We start from the raw sequence: 22152 nt of genomic DNA, 5'->3' as shown, positions 1-22152 counted from the left end.
ACAAAGCGTTGGAAAGACAAGTGTTTTACAGGCAAATTTCTAACGCCTGAGAGTAGTGTATTTGAAAATGAATCGAGCAATTAACCAAATATCGAAATTTTGAACAAAATCATTTGCATGGAAATCTCTTGGCTGTGGGTTGGTAATTCCGCTAGAGCGGAAAAGCGCGTGGGGAAACTTTATTAATAGCTGGTCAGGGCACGGCACAGCGTTGGGAAGATCTCGCTTTTTCTGCGAGATCGTTGCGGTGGCGTGAGCGGCTATTTATACATAACATCAAATTATATAACAACCCAGCTAGTAGCACGAACTTTTCATTCTACATCTTGGAGGGTTGGCTTGTGTGATTTATTTACCTGGCTGCCGAGAGCCAGGCAAGCGAGGAACGAGTGCAGACATAATATCATTATATAATTAAACTGTAAGGATAATGTACAAGATAGTTAGAATTGTATGTTGCGCTATTCAGGTTAATTATAAATGTATATTATCCTATCAAATGTCCTCATCGGATAATTAGAAATGTATATTTCAAATTAGTTAGTTTCTTTGTGCTCTTTGACAAAGCAATCGAAATTATAGTTTTGAGGAGATTTCTTGTTTTTGGACTCATACTTCATTGTATATGGGGTATTATATCTTGTACCGATCATGTATCCTATAGCATAACCTTTACCGGCGACCTCATCCTAGACGGAGGCGTATCCGAAAACATAACTCTACACGGAGATTCTTTATTGGTCCAGTCCATCCAACCATATCTACAAGGCGATAACAACATCATCAACCTAGAGTGTGTGCTGTTGGATAGTGTACCAATCAGAAGGCAAAATGGAAAACTAGCAGCTCCAAGCGAATGGGCTCAGCTACTCCGAGAAGGAAATGTTACTCATGCTAGTATCGCTAATAATCATGCCGATGATTATGGTAAGGAAGGCATTGAAGTAACATTAAATGCTTTATACGAAAATCAAATTAAGGAATTAGGAAATAGTTGCGAACCTAAGTTGATAGGAGTAGGGGAACATCCAATAGCAGTGTTCTCAGCGTGCTTGACAACTTCTTGTGAGCCCTTTTGTCTAAACTCTCGGGAGGCTTTATTAGATGCTGTCCAGGTGTTTACTCAGCTTAGCCCAGATGTTCCCACTGTGCTTTACGTACATTGGGGGCTGGAGTATCAATTGGCATCTAAGCCTTGGCAGCAAGAATTTGCTCGTCAGTTGATAGATGCAGGACTGGATGCAGTGATAGGGCATCACCCGCATGTCTTTCAGGAAGTTGAGCTGTACAAGGGCAAACCGATACTTTACAGCCTTGGCAACTTCGTAGCCGATGCCTATCTACCGAATACCACTCAGGGGGTAGTCGCTCATTTGACTGTTGATCAAGGTACTGTCAGTGTTGCCTTGAAGCCAGTAGATCTGTCTTCCTATTTTCCACATTCGATGGACTTTAAGTCCCAAGTTAAGATGCTTGGAAATAATCTTAAGTACAGCCAAAACCTGGGTTATGCCTATCAAGAAGATAGTCTTTGGGTACCTAAAGCTTTGGAAGAAGTGACTTTCAATAAGTCGAAACGTAAGTGGCTATTTCACATTGAAGATCAGTACGATATCTTGATCAAGAAACTCAAGACTGGAGATCAGTTGTTGACCTTATGGGAGGACGGAACGCCAATTAAGTCCATGACTTTGCATGGCGAATTGACAGATATACAAATAGGAGATGTCACGAATGACGGCGAGACCGAGTTCGTATTCGGGATCAAGAAAAAGGTCAGGTTTGACCCTTCTATCAAGAAACGAATCAATGTATTCAGGATTGAGGATGGTGGCGTAAAGACCGTCTGGATGGGGACTAAGTTTTTACATGATGTGGCCAAGTTTAGCATCATCCATGAAAATGGCACGAACTATCTGCGCACCCATGAATTTGATTCAGCCAGAAACACATATATTCGAACTTACCAATGGGATCAATTTGGATTTGAGAACCTTAACTAATGATTAGCCTTATGAACTTATTCTCCCCACGCCTGTATGTAGCTTCACTATGCACTGTTTTGATATTAGCGTCATGCGGTGGAAGCAAAAAAGAAAAACCAGAAGCTGCCGAACCGGTTGCCACTAAAGCAGAGACTGAGAAGGTAGAAGAAAAGCTCCCAGAAACGGAACCTGAAGAGATCCCTCAAGGGCCTACAGTCATCGTCAGTGAGTCTAAGGAATACTTACAGGCTTTCTATAAACTACCTCACATAGAGGAGTATTACGAGTACATGGAGGACTTACCCTATTTGCCGCCTAGAGATTTGAATGTACCAGAAGACTTGTCTTCGTTGTCCTATGCTGATCTTAGACTTTTGAGAAACGAAGTCTTTGCTCGAAATGGCTATTTGTTTAATGATCCTTTCCTGAGGGGGTACTTTAATCGATTCAAGTGGTATCGTCCAATTTTTGATGTGGACACGTTCAAGATCGTCATGAACCGTCAGGAGCAAGAGCTTGTGAAGCGAATACTCAATGAGGAGAAACTGCGCAAGGATAGTATTAGCACGGTCAATAGGGAAGGGCTTGACTTCTACAATTATGAAATGGTGGTCAATGAAAAGCAGTTTCAAAAGCTACCCACCGAGCTTAAGAATGACCTGGTCCAAAACAATTTCAGTATCCTAGACGCCAATAGAAAGATGCCGTTCTATGTCTATGATCGCAATGCGTATGAGTTTATTCCTCACTACATCACCACGGATCTATATCTATACATCTTACACAAGTACTTCTCTAGATTCTTAGAAAAACTGGAGCAAAACTACATGAGAGATAAGCTGGATGATTTGCTGTACGATATTCGACAGGAGCTTCCTAATTATCAAAGGTTAGAATTAGAAGAAACCATAGGATGGGTAGATACATACTGTCAAATAGGTTCTTCTTTACTGTTTGGTGCAGCGTCCAGTGATACAGAGATCATTGCTACGGAGTTTGAAAGAGCCATGGAAGCCAAGGGTAAACCACTCTTTATTAAAAATATGGATGTGGATTATGCAGAGCTTAAACCACGTAGTCACTACACAAAAAGTGAAGAGTTAAAGTCATACTTCAAAGCCTTTAAGTGGATGAGCTTGAATGGTGTGAAACTAGAAAATGGTTTTGAATTCAGAGCCATGGTGGCGCTAGCCTTTGTGATCAAGTCTAATGAGAAGATCTATGCTAACTACAAGAATTATGTCGATATAGTAGAGAAACTAGCGGGACAGGAGGTTAACCTTTCTATTCGAGACATCATTACGGCTATAGAGGATATAGATCATATAGAAGATGCATTGGATATCAATACGCTGGACAATATTCAAAAGCAACTCTCTGAGCTCAACAAAGAAAGGATAAAGAAGAATATTGGACCTAAGTTCCGAACTCCAGACCGCATGGCCGAAAGGGTCTATTTCCTATCGAGTACCTACAGCGTGAGTGGTGAGATCTTTTCTAAGTTTGTTCATATCGATGGAAATGATTCCAAGCGACCATTTCCGAGAGGGTTGGATGTTCCTGCGGTATTTAGAGACACTACTGCTGAAAAGATTCTTTTGTCAGAATATAAAGATGGCGAATATTGGGAGGAATACGAGCCTAAACTGAAAGAGCTTCAAGAGCAATTTGACGAATTCAATGGATGGGAGGTAAGCTATGCCATGAAAGGCTTGAAGACAGCGCTAAGTGCTATGAATCAAAAAGATATGTATCCTGACTTCATGAAGTCTGACGCCTACAACAGAAAGGAATTGAGTACAATGCTTTCTTCTTGGGCGCATATCAAGCATGACTTGGTACTGTATCAAGAGAAGCCTTATGCCGCAGAAGCGGGGCAAGGTGGTGGGCCTGGACCTCCAAAGCACTATTCTTACGTAGAGCCAAACCTTGAGTTTTGGAACGAGTCTCTGAGCTTGGTCAAGTGGTTGGAAAAACTGCTGTACTTTGAGAACTCTTTTGAATCAGAGCTAACCAACATCAAAGAGATTGGTTTTGATCTAAAGAAAGCCACGGAGATGCAGCTGGCGGGCAAAAGGCTAAGCGATGAACTGAATCAAGACCTCTTCAGAATAGGAGCTAGAATAGAATATACGCTACTTGGACTACTAGAAACGGATCACCTTCCAGAGCGTGAAAAGTCGATGGCTTTGATCACGGATGTCTACATTTACAATGGCACCAACTTGAATGTAGCAGTTGGTCATGCTGACGATATATATGTTGTAGTACCGATCAATGGAGAATATCAGATAGCCAGAGGTTCAGTTTTCTCATACTACGAATTCAAGGGAGAGATCTACAACGATGAAGAATGGAGAAGAACTGCTTCAGTCAAAGAAACTCCAGAAAGGCCAGAGTGGATCGCACCACTTATCAGAGCCGTCAGATCCCCAGAAGGCCAAATGGAATACAGGTATTCTGAGGAACTCAGTTACTACTGATAACAATCAATTTCAATAAGAGAAGAAGAGCAAACTATATTTACACACTGGCTTAATAACATTTATTTAAAAGAGTCTTATAGACTCTTTTTTTCTTAATATCTAGGCTAAAAACTTCTTTAAAAAACAGAATGTTATCCAGATAAAACGATTTACTATTGTTAGTCATTAACATGTATTGTAAGTAACCTTTTGAGGATTGGATTGCTGATTCAAGATGTTTTTGTTCTACCCCATAAGTTTCTGCTAATTCGAACATCATAAGTTTGGATAATGTCTGATGGTCAGAGTACTTAATCTCTATTTGGTAACCAAAATATTTAGAAACGTTCTTTAGTCTATTGTCAAGCTTCTTAGAGTTTATCTTATTTTCGAAAGCTTTCGTAAGGCTTTTACCGAAAGAATATTGTTTTACATAGTCCAAAATAAATTGGTCTAATTTTTCATAGTAAAGAGGACTGTCTTGAGGTGTTCCATAGAGAATTAAGTCTCTTAACTCCCCCATGCTTTTCGATATGAAATGGTGCAAATCCTTTCCATAGAAATAACATAGAATTATCACTACCGTCATTTCATCAAGTTCTCTAGCAATAAATTTGATTTTTAATAAGCTTCCAATAAGCTGAATTAAGTGACCATAATTATATACGTGATTGGAAATTTCGATATTATCCATGTTATCAACCAAATGATATACAATATTGTTTGAACGACGCACGAATGCAGTTCTTAATTGATCCTTAACCTTAGAGTTCCATAATTCAAATCCCCAAGTACTGTAAAGACCTTCATAATATTCAAGCCAAAAACCTACCTCTTTAGCCTTAACATGATCTATTATTAAATAGATGGGTTTCTCTTTAGCTACCTTCATTGAGTTTCTCCATTCACCATAAAAAGTAGATTTTTTTATCTGGGAACTTATTTTGGGTTTATAGCCATAATCAATGTGTAGAACATTACCCGAAAGTGGACATATGACTAGATAAATGTAAGTATTATCTAAGACTGAGTTTTCAACTGTCATAAGGCAACTCTCCATTGTGGTATGCTAATACATAATCTTTCACATTTCTAAGGTTATGAGAGTTTTCATAGATGAATTTAATTATTCTCTTATCATCTATTTCATTTTCTAGGCAAATAAGTTTTATGTCTTCATAAGTTGGTGCTGGCACATATTTCCAATTATTGATTCTTGAAACTAGCTCAGGAATACCGGTAGAAAGATCCCTATTCCATGTCTTTAAATTCTTATCATATCTATCTGGACCTGAAATAATCATAGCTGAATTTCCCTTTATATTATCCCATACCTGCCTTAGATAGGACTGAGAATTTTTCTTGAAATTTCCTGCTTCATCGATAATTAACATGGGATTATCTTTCTTGTTGAGAAAATCATAAGAAGATTTTTCAATGAGCCAATTAAGACTCGACGACGAACGGTAATTATCCATTCCTATATCACGTTCATTTATCAAGTCGTTCAGCCTATAAAAGAACGGTTTTGCTGCTTCCGCTGGCTTGATTTGAGTATAATAGCATTTGTAATTTGTGTAATTCATATAATGATGGAAACCAACGGTTTTACCGAATCCTGTCGCACCTATTATTACCATTAGCTGTTTTTTTTCGTGAGCCTCGTGCATGTTGTCTTGAATCATATTAAATGAACTAATTGGGGCTAGTTTATATTTATTCCACATCTCTAATTATGTTTTGTTTTTTATGCTTGTACCTTCTTTTAATCTTGGTACTAGTAATATTCTTATCAAGTTCTGAGCTGTCTGTGTTGAATTTATCTTTTGTGGTAGAATTGCTAGTATTCGGTTCAGAATGTTCCAGTAGGAATTCATCTACAACATTATTTTGCAACTCTTTATCAGCTAGGTAGCCGGTAGTGATTGAAAAAGGTATTTTATCTTTCTTCTTTCGAAGAATCAGTGAATTGTTTTGTTTTATCTCCTTTTTAATCTCCCGAATCAAATCATAGTTTTCGTTGCTTTCTTTCAACATAGCTTGATTTTCTGGGTCTGAAATTCGGATGGGATCATCTAGGTATTTGGTCTTTTTATAAGCCTCTTCAACAAAATCACCTTTTTCATTAAAAACGAATATATGTTCAGGTTCAGAGTCCAAATAATAAATGTTCAATGGTTGCTCGAAGCAGTTCATGATGGCTTCTTTACTTTCCAATCTATAGCTTCTGATATTATCACCACTGCCTATTCGGATAGTATTCCGGGTAAATGATTTTCTGGTTTTATGTTTCCAGGTGAATTGAGCTATTATCTCTTTTGTAATGTGCTTTGCTGCATCATACTTTAATTGTTCATGTATAGTATCAGGAGACATCGAATTTGTTGAATTTCTACGCTGATTCCATTGGTCAATTAATTGAGGGATGAAAAAAGTTAGATCGGATCGGCTAGGAAGTGTTTTACTTTTCTCGATTTTGTCTATTTGTTCAGGACTAGGCTTTTTATCCCAAGAATGGATCAAGGGACCAAGACCTGTATATGTAGGGTATTTCTTACATACCTTTTCAGGAAACCAGTGAAAGAAACTTTCAACTGTTCCTTTCTCTCTAGGTTCGTAGCATATTCTATGCGACATGCCATATTCCTTTGCTCTCTCTAGAAAGATGTTAAACCGATCAGATTGATGTGTGGAACTACGATCTATGCGTATAAAAGCTGGTAGATATCGGAAAGTTGAAAGCATCATATAAAATGCCATAAATACCATGTCTTTGTTTTCAAAGTCATCTACCCAATAGCCAATCACCTTGTTAGATGCTACGTCCATGATTATATATAAGGTGAGATATCCTATTTTCCATTTAGACTCATCTGTTCTCTGATAGGGGAGTTGTAATCTTGACCCATCACATTCAACAACTTGAAGTTTATACTCGGGCTTTTTCTTCTCAATGAAAGAAATCACCTTGTTCTTCACATAAGCAGATCCATTTCTGCCTAATCCGCAAATCACCTTATTCCTTGGGTGCCCTATAATACTTTTTACGGTTGATCTGGATATATATGCTAGGTTAAATTCTTCACAATATGATTTGAGTTTTTCAGTAATTTGAAGACTGTCAAAATTTTGATTGTACAAATCCAAAATCTTGGCAGTATGTGCTGGTGTCAATTTTCGTTTCCATGGTTTTGAAGCGCCACGTCCTGCATGAAGAAAAACAGATGGTCCATTCGATCTGAATTCCTTGAGTTTTCGTGTAAAAGAACACTCATTCTTATAGTAGTCTAGGCCAATCGACATGAGAGCTCGCCAAAGCTCTTTTGATGTGACCCTGTCTGTAGATGAAATTGAAATACAATAATCAAACACTTCAATCTTTTTGTAAAGAGCCATTCTATCTTCTTCAGAAATGCAGTATTCATATAACTCGGTTGTAAAATTTATATCTGGATTTTCGAGAAATTTTGACCTCAGTCTGAGTCTTAAATCTAGTTCTTTGTAAGAAGCTAAATCTTCAGGTTCCTGAAAGAATTCTTCTTTGTTTGATTGAGTTTTTGAGCAAACACTCTTCCTGTATTTCTTTGGTAATGAGTTAACAACAATTCGAATAGGATAATGAATTGAAATTCGACTAGATACTCTCCATTCCTGTTCTTCAACTGATTTTAAACTTGAATAGATATTGCTCTGAATTTCTAAGTCTGATAATGAAAATAAGCGCTTTATAAATTCAACATTAACGGTAAGAATGCTTTTTGACATATTCATAGTGGTCTTATTTGAGGAAGACTCAAATTAGAGATATACTCTAAAAGTCAGGCGGAAATCTGTTTCCGCTGATCCTTATTGGGATCATTTGAGTCAATAATTAATTATTTTGACCTCGAATAGGATCATTATTTTCATGCTTCAGGAAATTGCCGAAAGAATTAGACTTAGAAGAATAAAAAAAGGGTATTCTCAACCCCAGTTAGCTATCAAAAGTGGAATTACCAAAAGTATTGTGAGTAGATATGAAAGCGGCCAGTTAAAAGATCCATCGGTTATAATTTTGGACAAATTAGCCAAAGCCCTTGAGGTATCAAGTTCATGGCTTTGTTTTGGGGATCAAACCGACTATTCGAAAGATGATGAGGCTCTAGAAACTTGTTTCAGTGAGTGCAAAACACTTCCGATAAAAGAAAAAAGATTTGTTATAGAATCGATGAGAAGAGTTATTCAATTACACCTTATGAAGAAAGGCTCTAACTTTTTGAACTCATATGATTCACAAGACTATTTCACTTCTTGAAAGAAGTTCGCTAAAGAGATATTCAGTGCTGTACAAATTTTTTTTATTGTATATAGATCCGGATCACGTACGTCTTTGAGAAAATCTCTTATTGTTCTAGTAGTGATTTGAGATAATACTGAAAGCTCTTTTTGATTAACGCACTTATTAGTCATCCAATATTGAAGCCTTTGTCCTAGACTAAACCCAGTTGTTTTATTTAAGACTAACTCCTGTAATGGATTGGTTAAACCTAGTTTAGTTTCTAAACTTTTACTGCCTTTCGGAATAAACAGTCCATGTTCATCTATACCTTCTTTCCAATTTACATAGGTACGATGAGTCTCAAAGTTGTCTATGAGATAAGTGTACAAGTAATTATGATGATTAAACCATCTTGTAACAACCAGGTTGCTTATTACAAGATGGTTATATGAAAGCAAAATCTCTAAAATTGTTCTCACATATAGTAGCATATTTTCGGTACTGACAAAATAATTGTTGTAGTTAGAGTAGTGAAAACTAAAACCATCACACCACAGAGCTTCGATATCAAACCTTCTACCCGAATCAAATTCAAATTTTTGATTGTGGATTCTACAATAAAATCCAAGTGGATAGTCAAACATAAGTCTAGCTTCATTACCTTGATTTATCTGATAAGAGTAGGTTTTCATTAAGCCGAAATTGGCAAAATTGATGTTACCTGCAGAAATACCTGAGTGATAACAATAGAAGTAGTCCAAATCCTGTTTGAGCCTATATGCTTCTTCAAAACATAAGTTCAGTTTTTGAGCTAATACAAATTCACTAAAAATAAGTTGATTATCTGAGTAATATCCATCTTCATCTGGTGTGTACTCTTCATAAAAATCATTAATTGATTCGAACAACAAAGACTTAGCTAATACATCAAGTGCCAATTTCTGAGACATATCGAATCTGGATTTAAGAATTGGAACTGCTGTTTCGAGGATATACTTTTTGGGCTCAAATTCCCAGCTACTATCTATAGCTAAAGACATAACTTTTGAATTTTAAGTTGGACACTAAAATCAAATACGTTGAATTATAATTCTTATACAATAAGTGTTTGATAAAACGATCCTATAGAGAAGAGGTACATAAATCGTGATTCCATAGATTTCAGATAAGAAAAAGTAGAAGTTGGAGGTGCATATATTCGCAACTTACTAATTCAAAAATAGATGTTGAAAACGGAAATTAGATATGCTGTTTGGAAAGCCTATGATCAAAGGTGTGCCTATACAGGTCATAGAATAGATAATTTTGACAATCTTCAAATTGACCATATAATTCCTCGAAAGTCGATTCAAGCTATGATTGATCAAAAGATTGTGAAATATGATCTCGACCAAAACTTCCAGATCAATTCATTAGAAAACCTTCTACCAACTACAAAAAGACCAAATCAACAGAAAGGAAGCCGGCCACTATCTGCGAATGCAGAATTCTTCTTTATTGAACTGGCAAGAAAAAAGAAATTCAAAGTTCTTGATGAAATAGAGAAATTCAAAAGACTTGAAAAAAACGAGGAATTAAATGCTTTAAAGAAATATTGGCAAGAAAAGTGGAAATTTGATCAACCTGTTTCAACTGAAATTATCAGAAAACATGATGAGTTTGAAGTTAGTCGAAAATTGACACTTAGAAATGATTTATACGATACTCATCATCTATGGAATTCTCAAAAGACTTTAGCAATGAATGGTCACTTACCATCAAAATTTGATGAAATAGGTAATTGCGTGATAGAGTTTAAAAATATTGAAACAATGATTTCATTGACTCATTATCAAATCATGTCATTAATTAAACAAAAGGAATCCAAAGGTATCAGCGACATAATCAAATATGGAAACTCGTATAACGATACGAGGATATTTACAGTCATAGAATCAAATGCAGTCCATCTTAAATTACAGGAATTTCAAGACCTTGTCCATGTGCTGGATGATTTCACAACCAATTATAAGAAATTCTATGAGGAATTTGAGGAATTCGTTGATGTTTTAGGTTTGGAGAGAAAAGAGGACTCTGATTATTACAAGTTATTAACAACAACTCGTGATAATTGGAATAGGCTCCTTAACTATTCAAATAGATATGACCTAAATAATGGTACTGGAAATGAGTACTCATTTAACTATAACGGGAGTACTGTTATATGTCTGGATAAGAAATTAAACAACATCAAATTTTGGCTAATTCCTGACACAGTCGAAAATCAATCTTTTGAAAGTTTTAAAGCCCCAGATAATGAGCTTAACGTACTGTGGAGAATTCCAGACACTCAAGACCGAATTAGAATGAAGGATGGTGATGTTTGGACGGCAAAACAATGCAAAGATTGGATTTATAAAGTATGCGGATAAAGAATCATAGCATTCAACTGAAGTATTAAGTGAGTATGATAAAACGACCGATTTTTCGAATTTCACAAATGGGCATTGAAAGGTACCCTTTAATTAGGGTTCTATAGTTCGAAAAACTAGTTCGTGAATTCTAATTCTGATTTATTACCTTACTATGGTTAAATCAAACTCTAATAAATGATATTCGGATATGCTCGTGTGAGTACCAAGGAACAGAATCTGGATCTTCAAATTGATGCTTTGGCCAAAGCAGGTTGCGAAGATGTATTCTCAGAAAAGCTGTCCGGACGCTCTGAGAAGAAACCGAAACTAGAAGAGCTCATTTCTAAACTTCGAAAGGGTGATATGGTGGTCGTTTATAGTCTTGACAGACTTGGAAGAACATCTAAGGAGTTGATTAACTTACTTTCAGATTTCAAAGAGAAAGGAATCCAGTTCAAGAGTCTTCAAGAGGGTATCTTTGATACCACATCGGCGATGGGAGAAGCTGTATTTCAAATCATAGCTATCCTCAAAGCGATGGAAGTACAAGTTTTAAGTGAAAGGACTAAGGATGGTTTGGCAGCTGCAAGAGCTAGAGGAAAAAAAGGAGGCAGGCCAAAGGGATCTTACGACAAGAATAAAGCCGCGGCTGCAGTAACTCTTTATCAAAGAGACTTGCCAATTTCCGAAATTACCAAATCATTGAACATTAGCAGATCAACTCTGTATCAGTATTTAAGGAATGAAGGGATAAAATGACATAGAGTTTAAGTGATTAAAATCAATGTTCGTTGCATTTTAACTTTTTGCATAGTTAATTGTTAAAGGCAGCATTTTGAGATTGGGCTTGAAGTGCTTCATTTCTAAATTGCATGTACATTCAAGCTTTTTTTCTTAACAGCTTGGTATGTACATTTCTAAATTAAAGATTAAAAACTATCGAAATTTCAAAGAGTTTGAAATTTATCTAAAACCGTTAACCTTAATTATTGGTGAAAACAATGTTGGTAAGTCAAATTTGTTGGATGCTATTGGTTTAATTTTCAGTCAAGATGTATCGTTTTTTAAAAAGAGGTCGTTGGAAGCATCCGATTTTAATACTGATGTAGTTAAACAACTAAAACAACAGATTCTAGATACTGGCTGTGCTCCAGACCAAATTGAATATCCTACCATTAAGGTTGAAGCAACGTTAAAGGACTGGACAGGAGAACAAAGCTCAGTTATTGGAGACTGGATGTGTGCACAAAGTGAAAGTGGTACGTTTTCTGAAGCTAAATTGACATATACTTTTAGTCCTGTTTCGAACTTTAATTCTGTAGAAGAAGTAACACAACAAAGAGAGTTTATTACAAAATTTATTGCAGATAAAGGTCAAACTACTTTCGACAATTTGGGTGATAATGAAAAACTGAATCTTATCAATTTTCCGATTTCTAAATACTATTATAGTATTACTGGTGGGGAAGAAGGTGGAAGTCATGCTAGTAACTATCATCTTAATCAATTAAAATTTGAGTTACTTGATGCCTTGAGAGATGCGAAAAGAGAATTAAGTGCTAGTAGTAGCGGAAGACTATTATTTAGAGTTCTTAATTCAAAGGAAGAAAATGAGTATCAAGAATTAAAAGCTGAGTTAGCAAATCTGCAATCGGCCATTGATAATAACCCAGCTCTGCAAGAAATTAAAACAGGTATATCTACCCAACTCGACAAAATTTCCCTTGAAACAGAGAACGAAAACAATCTAGTTGATTTTCTTTTTTCAATGCCAAATGTTTCGGATCTTTTAAAGAAACTAAGCTTGATGTATGGAACTGGTGCAACCCTGATAGACTATAATGGTACTGGTCGAAACAATTTGCTATTCATATCTCTAATGCTCTCTTATTTAGAGGACAATAATCTATCTAAAAAAGTTTATTGGCGTGTAGTAGGCATAGAAGAACCAGAAGCACATTTACATCCCAATTTGCAGAATCATCTTGCCCAAAATTTTGAAAACTTGATGAAAAATGAAGGTGCTGAAGAAGACAGAAAGGATCTACAGGTAGTAATAACATCGCATTCCACTTACATAACTACAAAAATTGATTTTGATAATACTGTCGCATTATATAGAAATGGAGATAAGGTTGAAACTCATTATATACTTGGTGGATTTGCAAATGAAAAAGCGAAGGAATTAAAATATCTCAAAAAGTATTTTGATGCTATCAATACTAATATGTTCTATTCTAGGAAAATTCTTTTGGTAGAGGGTATTTCTGAACAACTAGTGATACCTGTTCTTCATAAGCTGCACTTTGGAAAAACTATAGAAGCTAAAAGCACTTGCCTCATTAATGTAAATGGTCTTGCTTTTCGAAATTTTCTTGAAATTGTAAGAAATGGATTCTTTCAAAAATGTCTTGTTTTAACTGATAGTGATACAGGCACAAAAACTGAAAACAGGGCTGAGGATTTAATTAATGATTATAATGATGTTGATGTAATTGAAATACAAAAGACGGTACTTTCAACATTTGAAAAAGATCTGATAGAGGTTAATAAAGAAGGTATTGGTGCTGAATGTTTGAAGCTGGTTGTTCAAAAGGTAAGACCTAATTCAGGTAAAGCCTATGTTGAAAGTTTAAATGATGGGGATCTGATTGATGTAGAAGCGTTTTTTGGACTTATAGAAAAGCATAAATCCTCTTTTGCATATGAATTAATGATTACTCTCGATTCAGGAGAATATGAAGATTTTGCTGTTCCACAATATATTATTAACGGCTTTGAATTTCTTGAGCAACCTAAATCTTCAACTGATGCCTAGCCCTAAGCCAAGGTTGGTAATAGCCGGTCCAGGTGCTGGTAAAACTCATAATATGGTAGAAACCATAATTGGTGCATTACCATATTTGTCACCGGCTAAATACATGGTTGTTATTACCTATACTAATTCTGCTACCAATAATATCAGAAAACGGCTTTCTAAGAAGATAAAAATACCTGAGAATCTATTTATTGGAACAATTCATGCTTTTATGAATAGGTTTATTGTAATTCCTTTTGGTTCTTTTTCTGAAGAAGAGGTAGGGAAAGAGAAGCGATTTATTCAATGTTCTTTGAAAGCTGTCTTTGAACGACATATAAAGGATAGTGGTAAAACCTATTCTCAAAAAGAATCTGGCATTGTTAAAGCAAATATTAAGAATAGTTTAAATAAGCAGGGATATATATCATTTGATCAAACCTTAAATATTGCTGCTCAATCAATGGCCGTAAAGGAAATTGCTGAATTGGTTGCAGATAGATTACAGTATTTGTTCATTGATGAATTTCAAGATACCAATAACAAGGTTTATGAAGTATTGGAAATTCTTAGAAAACAGAAGAAGACAGAGATTTATATTGTAGGTGACCCAGAACAATACATAACTAGTTTTGATTCTAGTATTAAGAATTATACACGTATACCAATACTCAGAGCTGCTGGGACTAACGTATATGATCTTTCCATTAACCAAACAAACCGAAGATGTTCTAAAAAAATTACAACGTTCCTTAATAATTTTAATAAACGCCAGTACGGCTCTGATTTTTTCGAACAATTACCATATAGTGATGATGAAGGGCATGACATAAAATTTATTGATGAGCATACTGATACAAAACCAATTGTAGAACGATTTATAGCAATTTGTGAAAACCTTGAAATACAAGAGAATGATCGCTGCATAATTGCAAAAAAAAATGATGTAATAAGACGAATTGAGAGTGTACTAGAAGGTAGATCTGTATCTCCAAACCAAAATGGAGCTATTACACCTTTGAATGCCATAAAAGATACAATTCTTGCATCTGCACAATTAACACAGTCTGAGTTTTGTAAAAAAAATGATTGCAGTAATATGAAGCTTAGACAATATTGTGTTGAAACTATGATTGCCTTGAGCGATGGAAGAATTACAAATGAGGCTTCATTTTTTGAATTTATCACGGAAAACTTTGGAATTACAGTTAAAACAGAAATTCCAATTAACATTAATGGTCTTAAATATAGAGTGGAGAACACTGACTCAAAGGAATTTACTTTAGTTGGTAACATTCATCAGGTTAAAGGGTTAGAGGCAAAAGCAGTTTTAACTATTGCAAAAACAGAAGAGGAACTAAAACTTTGGCTTACTATTGATCAAACCATTCGAGAAACAAAAAGGGGTAAGGAGGATACAGACTATCCAAGGATAGGTTATGTTGCTTTTAGCAGAGCAGAAGAATTATTATGTATTGGTTGTTTGGAACAGATTTCAGAATTCACAAGAAATATTTTGACATCGCTTAATGTTTATATCGTGGGTGGTGAACTCAATGCTCAAACTAAAATTGAATCGTTATTCTGAATTCAGATTGTTTGCTTCCCAAAGATTTTATTGATTAAACAGTTTCTCAAAACGAAACGAACATGACTAAGAACAATATTAAAATTATTGAGGTTATTTGGGATGGGCCATTGAAGATAGGTGATATTGAAAGTTTAAATAAATCTTCTGATTATGGAATCTATCAAATTTATGGTCACCATGAAGTTTATGGCTCAGACAGTCTTCTATATTTAGGAAAGGCTCAAGAGAGGCTTTTTAGTACACGGTTGATGGAGCATAGAAACAATTGGTTCGAGTGGGAATCTTCTGAGTTGAATATCTACGTTGGTAGACTTGGAGGTGTTGAAAAGACAAGAAAGAAAAATTGGTCAAGTGATATAGCTGAAGCAGAAAGGCTATTAATACACTACTGTACACCTGCTTATAATTCTAGCAACATTCAAAACCTTAATATGGAGAAAGACATAGTTATACTCAACTACGGGAAGAAAAAATCACTACCATATTCAGTAACCTCACTATATCACAATAGTCAGTTCTGGGAAGAAAATTCATGGAAAGTCTATAAATAGTAATACACAACTTTAGACTCACAAAACAAATGATTACAGAAGGCTACGAACATAGAATGTTCTTTCAATTGATAAGTTTGGGGATACCAAAAGGTGCAGAATTTGTTAGTGAGGATACTCATAGAAGGCAAGCTTACTTGCAGAATAATCCTCATTTTCCAAACAATACGGTCTTAATTGCGAGTATGACCTATTGTGAAAACGTCCTGAATGATTCTGATATAAATTCTAACAAATGGATAGAGGATTACGGAGGTACTTTAATAGAAGTCTTAAAATCAATGAAGATTGTCAGGAATGCTTGGACTCACAACAGTGGAGATATTTCACGCAATAATAGATTCAACGGCATGAGTGGAGCAGAGCAATATAATTATGTAAAGGTAAATTTTCAGTCTAACGATGCAGATAATAGAAGCTACGAATTTAATGATGATCTAACTGTTGTAAATGTCTTACCCGCTGGATGTGGTAGAATTAGAGCAGTGTGCACTAAGGTGTTCAAGAATGCAGGTCAAATTGTTGTATCATAATTCTAATGAAAAAGGATTTAAATACAATATTGTTGATTGTGGCACTTATTATCATTGGGCTTCTAGCACTTTGGTTAGGGCCAATTGTTAAAGAAAAATTTGATTACATAGATTCCGTGACGGAATCAGAAGTATGATTAAACTACTAATGAAATGAGTAGGTCAAGAAAGAAAACTAAAATTCAAGGAATAGCTAGTACAGATTCTGAGAAAGAAGATAAAAGAGAAGCTAACAGGAAGTTCAGAAGGAAGACTAAGCAAGAAGTAAAAAAAGGTGATGAGCAAATATCTGAACTGAGAGAGGTTTCAAATGTGTGGTCGTTTGGGAAAGATGGAAAGAGGTATCGAAGCGATTTGAGCGATAAAGAAATGAGAAAGTAGTAAGATAACAAAACGAACAAATAACAAATGGGAAAGTCAATTGTTTTCACACAGAGTGAAAAAGCTATGATTAATAAAGCAATTGGGTTGAGATTAGATTATGATGCTGATTGGAAACCTCGCTTTGAAGGAGTAGCAGGAGAGCTTAAATATCCAGAAACTCTTCTCAAAAGAAATCAGAGGGCAGCAATCATTGGCTGTATCAATGAATTTGATGAATTACTTACCTCAATAGGCCATTCAAATTCGGAAATAAATCAATTGTTGAAAAAATTAAAGTAATATGAAAGGTATATGCAATGAATATTAAAAATCGAATTCAAGGTATAATTGACGAGCTAGTTCAGTTGGATTTGGATATCAATGTTCAAAATAATGCAGATGTTAAGAAATTTTCTGATATCGAACTTGAAGTCTGTCAAAGACTCAGGGCACAGATAGAAGACCTAAAAGCTTTACAGACCAAAATTGATATGTCAATGAAGATTGTAAAAGTCCTGCAAAACGAAGCTGATGAATCTTCATGAAATAGATGCTGAAATTGACCTCTATAAGGATAAAATTGACAACGAAATTTCAAAGGTCAATTTGCGAATATTTGATGAGTTTAAACTTGCTCAGTTTAGTAAATTGAATGTTAACGAATTGAATTTCCCAGGCATCTACTTATTTGAGATTGACATGGGTGTGCCTGATAGTTTTGATGAATGGTCTTCAGAATTCTTGGAAAGGTGGCAGGATGATGAATACCGAAGAAATTTTACTCCGAATAGTAGAAAGATAAGGCTTGATTACCATCGCGAAAATACCCTCTCGGGATGGTTGCCTCTGTATTTAGGTCGATCGAAGGATATTGGACGGAGAGTTCATAGTCATTTAAATATTGAATTAAAGAAACCAACAACAGCGTTAAAATTGCTAGCTAGAAAGAACATGTATAAAGAAAGGTTTAGGTTACGTTTCCTAAAAGTTGCTGTTAACAATTACGATTTCATTATGCCCTATGTTGAAATGAAGCTAAGGGATAGATTTAATCCCATATTGGGAAGACAATAATAATCTCGAAAAACCTAGATCATGAGCAGGTGAAAAGTCAATGTTCATCATTCACTATAGCGTAAATCTGGAATAGCTAAAATATCAAAGATCACCCTCAAATCATTGTCGAACTATAAACCCAATTTGGCAAGCACTGTAAAATAAGTCGAAAAATGAGTAACTATCTTCAGGATCTATCGGAGAAAGAATTGATTTCCCAAATCAAACAATTGAAGGCTAAAAAAGAGGTGCCTTACTCTCTATCAAAGACTGATGAAGAAGACATTCGTTGGGGTAATACACATTTCTTTTCAAGGTTACTAATGGTATCTCGTGTTGAAGGTACTTTTTTTAGTAAGAATCAAGTTGAACATTTCAAGGATTCCTTTTGTAAAGAGCGAGATGTGGTGATAGACCTAGATTCTTTGTTTGAAAGAAACTGGCTCAGAACAGTATTGGGGTGGGTTAAGGTATCTAGAGGGGTTTCATCGTTGGCAAGAGAACATAAAAAAAGAGAAGGGCAATTACAGGAGATAATTTTCTTGCTGCAACTCGAAAATGAGCTGGGTAAGACAGCTTTTAGCAAAGAAGAAATTAATCAATCAATTGAAGCCTATGTAGATAATGAAGGAAAGGAAGTCGATAAAAAGGGAATCTTCAGTTTTCTCCAAGTTAAAGGTGGATTACATCAATTCAACAACCCTAATTTTTTTAGATTACTTACTGATAATTGGAACGAACTAGGTTTTTTAAGCTGGCTGTTAAATCATGAAAGGTCAAAAATAACAGTTAAGAAAGAGCAACTAGTAGAAATCTTTGATAACCACCAATCCTTTTTTAGCAGTACTCCATCATTAGACGAATTAATCTCAGAATATTCCTTCAAGGATTTAGGAGAGGAGTATGAAATTAAGTTTCAGGGTGAGGGGGTTCATTTTTCTACACCATTTCAATCGAAAATATTAGGGCAATATTGGGAGCTGCTCATACAAGATGATTCTTTTGATAATGATGAAGAGAGAGTTAGGGTATGGCTTATGTTTACCTCTTCACTTGATGGTTACATCGACTTTTCAAAATATATTGTAAGCACTTCTCTCCAACGGTTTATACATGCTGCAATATCTCTAGTTACCAAAGAAGAGGACTTATTAGATGAAAAGGATGATTTTATTAAAAGGTGGCTAGATCATCGAGACTCCCCGTATAAAAGATTCAATATAGAAGTTCCAAAGGAGCTAATGGAAATACCTGAGGATGCAATGTCTAAGTATTACCATACAAGTTATATTGATGATCAATACGGTATTAATGAATACGATTTTCCAAGTCGTAACTATTTAAATAGTTTGATTTTTTTAGTTATCCTGCTAGATAAGCAACATTCTAATGTTCCTTATGTAAATAGTGGGATTAAATACTCGAAATATGCCAATGTATTTAAGTTATTCTGCGCTGGACTAAACAAGAATCATTTACTCAGAGAAACAAGTTTACTTATTCGCCATAATCGACCAGAACTAATAGTTTTCCTTTTGTCGACAGAAAAGTTTTGTTGCTTGGGGCTTTGCTTGTTAGACGAACTCTTATTGCAGGAAGATAGAGATGTAAAGTTGAGGTTGTGGTCAGAGGGTGTTAGGCTAGTACTTAATTCAAACTTGCAGAAGACTACGCTTAGTTTAGAGGATAGGTCACTAATCATATCCCAAATATATTATCTACTTTACAAGGGTAAATATGAACACAATTCTACATTTTTAACCTTTGAGCAAAAACAAAATAGAGTAGGTTTTGACCGTCAAAAAGAAAAAATCACACTGGATCTAATTGAAAATTGTCCTCTGCACGGTTATAACATATCAGGCTCTAATCAATTTCTGTTACCGTTAATCACCCCAAAACTCCTTGACAGAATTAATCAATGGAATTCATACAGGATTCATAATCCGAGTTATATCAGGTTTCCTCTAGCTGAATTAGGTGCTCTGAGTAGTCTTATACGTCTTTTAAGACAATCATATCGAGATGCTGAAGATGTACTCAAGCAAGTTTTAAAATTGTTTATTAAAAAGTATCAAATTGCTATTACTAGTCAAGTGGATACTAATGGGAAAAGTATTACTTGGGTATGTCCCAATGATAAGCTTCAATATATTGATTGGAGTTATCCTGCGTGTGTTATGCATGAATATGGTTGGTTCTCTGATATTCTTGCTCCCAATATTGAAACTTATGAAGATGAGTTGTCTTATAACCCTAATTTGGTCGATTCTTTAAGCAGGATTAGAAGTCATTTCATGATTTTATTGCTGATCATAGAGAAGTGCTCGATAAAAGAACAGCTTATTAATATTGACTCCAAACTCAAGGTAGATGTTAAAAATCGAGCAGAAATTCAGTTGATAGATTACATAAAAAGGTATGGGGAAGGAGAGCCCCATCTATTTGATTCTTCTCTATTTGAGGGTAGTTCTATTGTTGTCAAGTTACCGCTTATTCCAGAGCTAGGAAGGCGACTTGAGCTGTTTTCTGATAAAGAAAATCTGATTGAGGCTTTTTATGATAAAAAGGATTTTAAAAGAGTAATAAGACTGTTTAAGTGGGTAGGCACAGTAGGACTAAAGGCTATAATCATTGATAAACTTAAAGAAGAAAGATTCGAAGAACTGCTAAAAGAAGGCTGGTGGAAAGAGGTTGAGGAGTTACTATACAATTTGATTGAAGAACCTGAGTTAACACTATCCTGTGAAAAAGTTGTTCTGCATTGGGAAAGCAAACTACAGAAAGAAAGTGATATGTCTTTACTTGAATCTACGTTTCGTCTAAAGTGTGTACTTGCCTACTTAAAGAAGGATTGGTCTACAATGAAAAGCCTTAGTTTTCCCAATAAAGAGAAGTTGATACAATCAGACAAAAGGAATATTCAGGCAACGGAAACGTTTTATCGGGGTCTCATGAATCTTGAAATAGACCCTAAAAAAGCCTATGAGGACTTTAATTTATTATGTTCGTCTGAACCAAGAAATGTGTCGAGTCGGATTAATCGTTTCGCAGCTAGGATACGCTGGGCCGATAAAGAGAAGAGTATAAGCGGCTATCGTGAAGGACTTAAAGAGTGGGATGATTTTGAAAGTGAAACAAAACTAGACCTAACTCACATAAGGGATTCCATAGCTGTAAATAAGCTCAAAGTATACTTAGAGACATCTGATCATGATGCTTTTAAAAAATTCTTCATTAATCTGGAAGATAATGTTCGATTTGTCCTCGATGTAATTGAATTGAGAATAGAACAACTTTTGACACTAGGAAATAGAGATGAAGCCAAACGTTTTATTGAAGATAGTATCAACTATCATACGATAGGAGGAAGGAGCATACCAAAGTTATTGTTGGATTTAAAGAGGGGCTTATATGATGAGAGCTCAATTCAAAAAATGGGTTCAACATACTTAGAGATCATTGGGAATTCTCCAGAAAACGTAGTGAAAATTTTGCCTTCTAACTACCATAATCAGTCTGGCTTGATTCCTTTTATGGTAAAAGAAATAGTGAGATCTTCTAATGAGTTGTTGAATAAGGTAAAAGCTTTAGAGTCTGTTCATTATGAAGATAAGTACAATGACTTAATTCAGGTGATTCTCGGCGCTAGGCTAAGTTTTCTCAAATGGGTTGTAGTTGATCAATCAAGAGCTGCTTTTTCAGCTTCTCATAAGAGTCTTGGTGAGCGGGACTTAGTAATAAAAGACTCTAATGAAGAAATGCTGGTGTGTGAGGCTTTTATATTAAGAAGTAAAGAATTGGTTCAATCGCACTTATTCAAAGTATTTAATTATTACCATCATAGAAGGGCTTTCGCCATTCTAGTATACAATACACAAGGTACCCACAGAGGATTCAATACCAAATGGAAAAATTATTGTGAAAAAACTGTTCCCAACTGTAATTTTCCAAAAGGATTTGAGCTGAAGGATAAGAAGGTTGAAGATGTTTGTGATGAGTTTAATGTAGTTGAATCCGCTATAAAGGTGGGGAAGGCGAGGCACGGTAAAAATACAATCCTATATCATATCATGCTCAACATGAATTATAAAGTAAATTAACTTGGAGGATCATCAATAAATAAGGGTAATCTAAACCAATAAGAGAATAGCATTAAT

18 protein-coding genes are annotated in these 22152 nt (G+C 35.3%); 14 read left to right on the top strand and 4 right to left on the bottom strand.

Annotated elements, in window-relative coordinates; translation table 11 throughout:
- Positions 1–584: 584 nt before the first annotated feature.
- Together DKG80_RS04750 and DKG80_RS04745 are read left to right on the top strand one after the other, a co-directional pair.
- Positions 585–2003 (top strand): CapA family protein, encoded by a 1419-nt coding sequence (locus tag DKG80_RS04750; protein ID WP_162555685.1) that lies wholly within the window; start codon positions 585–587, stop codon positions 2001–2003.
- An 11-nt stretch (positions 2004–2014) separates the two neighbouring features.
- A complete protein-coding gene (locus DKG80_RS04745; protein WP_162555684.1) occupies positions 2015–4468 on the top strand; it encodes a DUF3160 domain-containing protein in 2454 nt (817 codons plus the stop codon).
- 52 nt (positions 4469–4520) lie between these two features.
- Here the strand turns inward: DKG80_RS04745 and DKG80_RS04740 are convergent, their stop codons facing one another.
- The 3 genes from DKG80_RS04740 to DKG80_RS04730 are packed head-to-tail and all read right to left on the bottom strand — an operon-like array spanning position 4521 to position 8215.
- Positions 4521–5510, bottom strand: coding sequence for a hypothetical protein (locus DKG80_RS04740; protein ID WP_162555683.1), 990 nt, complete (start codon positions 5508–5510; stop codon positions 4521–4523).
- Complete coding sequence (locus DKG80_RS04735) at positions 5485–6177, bottom strand: AAA family ATPase (RefSeq protein WP_109830126.1); 693 nt, start codon at positions 6175–6177, stop codon at positions 5485–5487. Before DKG80_RS04735 ends, DKG80_RS04740 begins: the two co-directional genes overlap by 26 nt.
- A complete protein-coding gene (locus tag DKG80_RS04730; protein WP_221409043.1) occupies positions 6167–8215 on the bottom strand; it encodes a hypothetical protein in 2049 nt (682 codons plus the stop codon). The genes DKG80_RS04735 and DKG80_RS04730 overlap by 11 nt, the downstream gene beginning before the upstream one ends.
- Positions 8216–8357: 142 nt before the next feature.
- Between DKG80_RS04730 and DKG80_RS04725 the strand changes: the two genes are divergently transcribed.
- On the top strand, positions 8358–8744 hold the full coding sequence (locus DKG80_RS04725) for a helix-turn-helix domain-containing protein (RefSeq protein WP_109830124.1): 387 nt from the start codon (positions 8358–8360) through the stop codon (positions 8742–8744).
- On the opposite strand, the gene DKG80_RS04720 is transcribed toward DKG80_RS04725, so the two are convergent.
- Positions 8729–9748: a helix-turn-helix domain-containing protein gene (locus tag DKG80_RS04720; RefSeq protein ID WP_109830123.1), complete on the bottom strand. Its 1020-nt coding sequence runs from the start codon at positions 9746–9748 to the stop codon at positions 8729–8731. The genes DKG80_RS04725 and DKG80_RS04720 overlap by 16 nt on opposite strands.
- Positions 9749–9931: 183 nt before the next feature.
- Here DKG80_RS04720 and DKG80_RS04715 point away from each other — a divergent pair, with 183 nt between their 5' ends.
- The 11 genes from DKG80_RS04715 to DKG80_RS04665 all read left to right on the top strand — a co-directional run bounded on the left by DKG80_RS04715 (position 9932) and on the right by DKG80_RS04665 (position 22095).
- A complete protein-coding gene (locus DKG80_RS04715; RefSeq protein WP_109830122.1) occupies positions 9932–11119 on the top strand; it encodes an HNH endonuclease family protein in 1188 nt (395 codons plus the stop codon).
- Between the two features lie 177 nt (positions 11120–11296).
- Entirely contained in the window at positions 11297–11860 is a 564-nt protein-coding gene (locus DKG80_RS04710; RefSeq protein WP_109830121.1) for a recombinase family protein, read from the top strand.
- Between the two features lie 148 nt (positions 11861–12008).
- On the top strand, positions 12009–13919 hold the full coding sequence (locus tag DKG80_RS04705) for an ATP-dependent nuclease (RefSeq protein WP_109830120.1): 1911 nt from the start codon (positions 12009–12011) through the stop codon (positions 13917–13919).
- Positions 13912–15486, top strand: coding sequence for a UvrD-helicase domain-containing protein (locus DKG80_RS04700; RefSeq protein ID WP_162555682.1), 1575 nt, complete (start codon positions 13912–13914; stop codon positions 15484–15486). Before DKG80_RS04705 ends, DKG80_RS04700 begins: the two co-directional genes overlap by 8 nt.
- Positions 15487–15548: 62 nt before the next feature.
- Positions 15549–16040: a hypothetical protein gene (locus DKG80_RS04695; protein ID WP_109830118.1), complete on the top strand. Its 492-nt coding sequence runs from the start codon at positions 15549–15551 to the stop codon at positions 16038–16040.
- A 29-nt stretch (positions 16041–16069) separates the two neighbouring features.
- Complete coding sequence (locus DKG80_RS04690) at positions 16070–16573, top strand: hypothetical protein (protein WP_109830117.1); 504 nt, start codon at positions 16070–16072, stop codon at positions 16571–16573.
- A 153-nt stretch (positions 16574–16726) separates the two neighbouring features.
- Complete coding sequence (locus DKG80_RS04685; RefSeq protein WP_109830116.1) at positions 16727–16954, top strand: hypothetical protein; 228 nt, start codon at positions 16727–16729, stop codon at positions 16952–16954.
- A gap of 27 nt (positions 16955–16981) precedes the next feature.
- The gene (locus tag DKG80_RS04680; RefSeq protein ID WP_109830115.1) at positions 16982–17236 is read left to right on the top strand and encodes a hypothetical protein; all 255 of its coding nucleotides are present in this window, start codon (positions 16982–16984) and stop codon (positions 17234–17236) included.
- 17 nt (positions 17237–17253) lie between these two features.
- Positions 17254–17481 carry a hypothetical protein gene (locus tag DKG80_RS04675; RefSeq protein WP_109830114.1) on the top strand — a complete coding sequence of 76 codons (228 nt, stop codon included), beginning with the start codon at positions 17254–17256 and terminating at the stop codon, positions 17479–17481.
- Entirely contained in the window at positions 17468–18010 is a 543-nt protein-coding gene (locus DKG80_RS04670) for a hypothetical protein (protein ID WP_109830113.1), read from the top strand. The genes DKG80_RS04675 and DKG80_RS04670 overlap by 14 nt, the downstream gene beginning before the upstream one ends.
- Before the next feature lie 155 nt (positions 18011–18165).
- Complete coding sequence (locus DKG80_RS04665) at positions 18166–22095, top strand: hypothetical protein (protein WP_109830112.1); 3930 nt, start codon at positions 18166–18168, stop codon at positions 22093–22095.
- Positions 22096–22152 lie beyond the last annotated feature (57 nt).

Origin of the sequence: Reichenbachiella versicolor, from assembly GCF_003171675.1 — a bacterium.
Taxonomy (GTDB): domain Bacteria; phylum Bacteroidota; class Bacteroidia; order Cytophagales; family Cyclobacteriaceae; genus Reichenbachiella; species Reichenbachiella versicolor.
This window is presented reverse-complemented; position numbering and strand designations above follow the sequence as displayed.